The 4,558-nt window shown below is 55.8% G+C and carries 5 protein-coding genes; 1 reads left to right on the plus strand and 4 read right to left on the minus strand.

The annotated features are described in order from the left end of the window. Nucleotides 1-425 precede the first annotated feature (425 nt). Nucleotides 426-650, plus strand: coding sequence for a hypothetical protein (locus tag H0V34_00335; protein MBA2490200.1), 225 nt, complete (start codon nucleotides 426-428; stop codon nucleotides 648-650). A 154-nt stretch (nucleotides 651-804) separates the two neighbouring features. Here H0V34_00335 and H0V34_00340 read toward each other — a convergent pair whose 3' ends face one another. The 4 genes from H0V34_00340 to H0V34_00355 all read right to left on the minus strand — a co-directional run bounded on the left by H0V34_00340 (nucleotide 805) and on the right by H0V34_00355 (nucleotide 4,451). Further along, a complete protein-coding gene (locus H0V34_00340; GenBank protein ID MBA2490201.1) occupies nucleotides 805-2,121 on the minus strand; it encodes a hypothetical protein in 1,317 nt (438 codons plus the stop codon). A 107-nt stretch (nucleotides 2,122-2,228) separates the two neighbouring features. Then, nucleotides 2,229-3,401 carry a hydrogenase formation protein HypD gene (hypD, locus tag H0V34_00345; protein ID MBA2490202.1) on the minus strand — a complete coding sequence of 391 codons (1,173 nt, stop codon included), beginning with the start codon at nucleotides 3,399-3,401 and terminating at the stop codon, nucleotides 2,229-2,231. Beyond that, nucleotides 3,398-4,090, minus strand: coding sequence for an SIS domain-containing protein (locus tag H0V34_00350; GenBank protein MBA2490203.1), 693 nt, complete (start codon nucleotides 4,088-4,090; stop codon nucleotides 3,398-3,400). Before H0V34_00350 ends, hypD begins: the two co-directional genes overlap by 4 nt. Nucleotides 4,091-4,103: 13 nt before the next feature. Continuing rightward, nucleotides 4,104-4,451, minus strand: a complete 348-nt coding sequence (locus tag H0V34_00355) for a HypC/HybG/HupF family hydrogenase formation chaperone (protein MBA2490204.1) — start codon at nucleotides 4,449-4,451, stop codon at nucleotides 4,104-4,106. Between the last annotated feature and the right edge of the window lie 107 nt (nucleotides 4,452-4,558).

The following is a 4,558-nucleotide window of genomic DNA, read 5'->3' on the forward strand; positions in this document are numbered from 1 at the left end:
TTTCCGGTACGTCGGCCGGAGCGTTGTCAGGTCGCTATTCTCGGCTATGCGCGGCTGCATCGCGAACCACGATGAGAAGGCTTACCACCAGAACAGTGAGTGCAACGATAGGAACCCAGACCATTACGGCTTCTCCAGTTGCGTTGGGCAGCATAGAAACAGTAGGCTTCGTCATGAGAATAACCGATGTATTTCGAGATCATAGGAACAGTAGAGCATGTCGAAACCATCGCTGTCGGGGGTCGCATCCGGGATATTATGCGTCTTCGAAAACAGTATGGTCCAGGCCGGTGGCGGAAGCTCAAAGGCGTAGCTAGAGTGAGGCTGGAAAACGGTAGCGTCCGGACGGCAGAGGTGCATTGGTACGAAGCCCATGGCGTTGGCAAGAAGAAGATGAAAATCAAGAGATTATTGGATTGACGGCTATGGCACAGACACGCCAGCGTATCAAGTTTGCGCTCTGTATCGAAAACAAAGACTGTGATGATTTGGAAAAGGGAAAGGTGTATCGAGTGCTTCCCGATGACGCGGCCGCCCAGGAAGGCTATCTGCGGATAGTCGATGAATCCGCGGAGGATTACCTCTACCCTGAACTCTACTTTTTTCTCTTGGATCTGCCCAGGAAAGCGGAAGAGGCGCTCTTGGCGTAAGCCTGAGTAACGATGTGTTGCCCAACATCGCGCTCCTGTGAATCCAATCTGATCGCGCACGTTCCCACCGCGCCGACGGATGCCGGTGAGTCGATACGTCTCAAATTGAGCTAGGATGGTCATTGTCCAATTTGCAACGCGTGGCCCGGGCGATTTAACGCCTCGGCGCCTTACCTTTATTTGCATTCGGAGTTCTCATTGTCTTCGTCTTCCGCCAAACTCTTCGGAAAGGCTCAAGAAAGAAGACACCTTTGATACTTAACTCTTCTTCCTTGCCGAACCGGATCTTTTCCGCCTCTCGCCAGAATGGGATACATATTGCGTACCCGTCGCCTCGATTCGTTAATGCTGCCGCGCGAAGTATTTCGATTCGTTCAGGAGAATGCTCGGGATGTCGATGTGGAAACTCGGAATCAAGAGGCGCTCGCCATGCTTCCGCTATTGCAATAACCATAGTCGCTTTTGCCCTTTTTGCCTGTTTTGCGATGTACCTCCAGATAATTAATTTATCTTCATGATCCGGAAATTCTGGCGTAAGGATGCTCAACAGCTCCTTTCGGTCGAATAGCAACACAACCGACCTGTGATAACCGTCCATTTCAAGCATCTGCTTTCCGATAGCGAGGAAGAATTCGACTCGGCTCTTTAGGTCGGTCTTGGTTTTGTTCAAGCCTTGCACGAGGTCTTCGAGTTGATACCTAGAGTTGGCGTTCTCTAATTCGTCGGAGCGTACCTCTCGAGGATTGTCGATGATCCGGACAGGCGCTGAGGACGATAACTTCAGCCACGTAGATCTCTCCTCCCGGAATGAGGTTGCGAACTCAGGCAAGTACGTATCGTCTATTTCCCCCTGCTTGAATTGTTCAGGCGTCGGAGGAGCACCGGTACCATAAAAAGCAGTCGGGCCACGCTGAGCAACTGCATCGATCAACAAGCACCGCAGGAACGACAAAACATAGGCTAGCGCTTCAAGCAGTTCAAGACTTGATAGGCTGTCAACTATCCATCGACGTTCGACATAGAGATAGGCGTGTTCCTCTAGGTGATTCGGTAGGATGTTGTTCCGAAGATGGACAGCTATCTCGTGGCTTGTTGCAAATGGCGACACCTTGAATGTGTTCGTGGGAGGTTCACGATAGTCATTGACGGCGGACGCTAAGGCAATACTGTGTGTTTCTAGATCGCTTTGCTTAACTATCTGGTTTCGCGCATCTTGACACCACCTCATTATGAAATCATTGCGCATCGCCTCCTGCCATAGGCCGTACCACTTCTCGAAGTTTTCGATAGAAGACTTTTGACTTTGGAGAGAGAACGTAATGTTTCGGATCGATTGAATGCACGCGTTAATGGCGATCCGAAAGCCTTCGGGATCATGGTACTTAGCAGCTGCCGCACCCCAATGACTTAGAGCTTCTGCGATGCGGTTGAGCGCAGGCTTAACTGCGCTTTGCAAAACATCTAACGTCATGTATGTGCACCAGTGTCTTCTAATCCGATCCAGCCCCTTGCGACTCCCAACAGAGTGACTGCGTTGCGTGAGAGCCGAATCCCCTAGCAACGAAGACTCGATCAGGTTCATTGAACGGCTTCAATCCCATAACGCCGCTGATCAGCACGACTCCGCACCAACTCCGCCAACTGCACGCCGCCGTAGTTGTAATACGCGGCGCAGGCGCCTTCGGTGGAGACCATCAGCGCGCCCAGCGGCGTCTCCGGCGTGCACGCGCCGCCGAATACTTTGCATTGCCAGGGTTTGATCACGCCTTTCAATACTTCGCCGCACTGACACGCCTTGGGGTCGGCGATCTTCAAATTCGGTACCGAGAACTTGCGCTCGGCATCGTAAGCCGCATACGCCTTACGGATGCGCACGCCGGAGTGATCGATGGAACCTAAGCCTCGCCACTCGAAGAACTCGCGCAACTCGAATACCCGGCTCACGGCATCCAGCGCCGGGGCGTTACCAACTTCTGGCACGATACGGTTGTACTGGTTCTCGACCTCGCAACGGCCTTCGGCCAGTTGTTTTAGCAACATCCAAACCGTGTGCAGGATATCCAGCGGCTCAAAGCCGGCGATCACGATGGGTTTGCGATAGTGGCGCGTGATGAAGTCGTAAGGCGAAGTGCCGATCACCATACTCACGTGTCCGGGCCCCAGGAAACCGTCCAGGGTCAGCTCGGGCGAGTCCAGGATGGCCTTGATGGTGGGAATGATGGTGATGTGATTGCAGAAGAGCGAAAAATTCCTGATCCCGTCGCGCTCGGCCTGCAGAACGGTAACTGCTGTGCTCGGCATTGTGGTCTCGAAGCCCAGACCGAAAAAGATAATCTCTTTGTCCGGATTGGCGCGCGCGATCTTGAGAGCGTCCATCGGCGAATACACCATGCGCACGTCCGCGCCATCGGCTTTGGCCTGTAACAAATTCTTCTTCGAACCGGGCACCCGCATGGCGTCGCCAAAAGTCGTGAAGATCACCTGCGGATGCTCGGCCAGCGCGATGCAATCGTCGACTCGTCCCATCGGCAGCACGCACACCGGACAACCGGGGCCGTGCACGAACTCGATTTCCTTCGGCAGCAGGGTCTCCACGCCGTATTTGAAGATTGAGTGCGTGTGCCCGCCGCAGACTTCCATGAGCTGCAACGGACGCGAGCGGCAGACGTTGATCTTCGGTATCAGCGCCTCGATCTCGCGCAACAGCACCTTCGCTTTTTGCGGATCGCGGAATTCGTCGACGTACTTCATCTCTGCGCCCCCCCGTGCAGATTCCCGCGGTCATCCGCCAGCAGCGTATGCACCAGGTCCCATAAAATGTGATAAACGGCCACGTGCGTTTCCTGAATGCGATGGATGCTGTCGGTGCGCACTGTCAGACAATGATCGATATCGGCGGTCTGCGCCATTTTGCCGCCGTCCATGCCGGTCAAGCCAATGGTGGCAAGCCCCATCTCGCGCGCCCTGGCGAACGCGGTCAGCAGATTGTCGGAATTGCCGCTGGTCGAGAAACCGACAAGCCCGTCGCCTGTGCGTGCCAGCGCGATGAGTTGGCGCACATAGATGTGGCCGAAGCCCACGTCGTTGCCGACCGCGGTCATCATGGCGGTGTCGGCCACAAGATTCACCGCGGTTAACGCCGGACGCCCCGCGGTGACCGGATGCAGAAACTCCACCGCGAAGTGCGCCGCGTCGCAGCTCGAACCGCCGTTGCCCATCGCGAACATGCGCCCGTTGCGGCGATAGACGTCGGCGATGGCGCGCGCGGCATCGACCACGCGCTGACCATTTTCGGCGAAGAACGCCTGTTTCACCTCCACGCTGTGCGCCGCCTTCTGGCGCACCGATTCCAGCAGCGCGGCGTTCTCGTCGTCCGCATCTTTACGGGCGCCATGGAGGAAGGGGTAGAGCGCTTCGAGGTGGGAGTTCTGGTCAGTCATAGTCCGCGCCCAGTCAAATGCCCCTGCGCCCCCCCTTCTGCAAAGTGGTGGTGGTGGGATTTACGCCGATCTCTGGCACGAAAGAATCGGGAAAACTCTGCATCGCCTCCATCTCCTGCTGCATCTCGCCCAATTCGGTGAGCACCTCCAGCGTCCTGGCGGCTTCGTCCTCGTCGATGCGGCTCATGGCGAAACCGACGTGCACAAGCACCCAGTCGCCCACGCAGGACTCGATTGGATGGCCGTCATCGACTACGCAGACAAGGTTGATCTCGCGCCTGACGCCGGACACGTTAACGACGCCGAGCTGGTTGTCCGCGTCGCTGATTTTCACGATCTGCCCGGGAATGCCTAGACACATACTCGGTTACCTCGTCGAGCCTTCTGTAATCGAAGGGATAGGACATGTTTCACAGTTGATCTCCTATTGGCGCTCCGCGAAGAAACCATGATCGTCGTGCACGGCTT

The sequence above is a fragment of the Gammaproteobacteria bacterium genome (assembly GCA_013696315.1).
Lineage (GTDB): Bacteria > Pseudomonadota > Gammaproteobacteria > JACCYU01 > JACCYU01 > JACCYU01.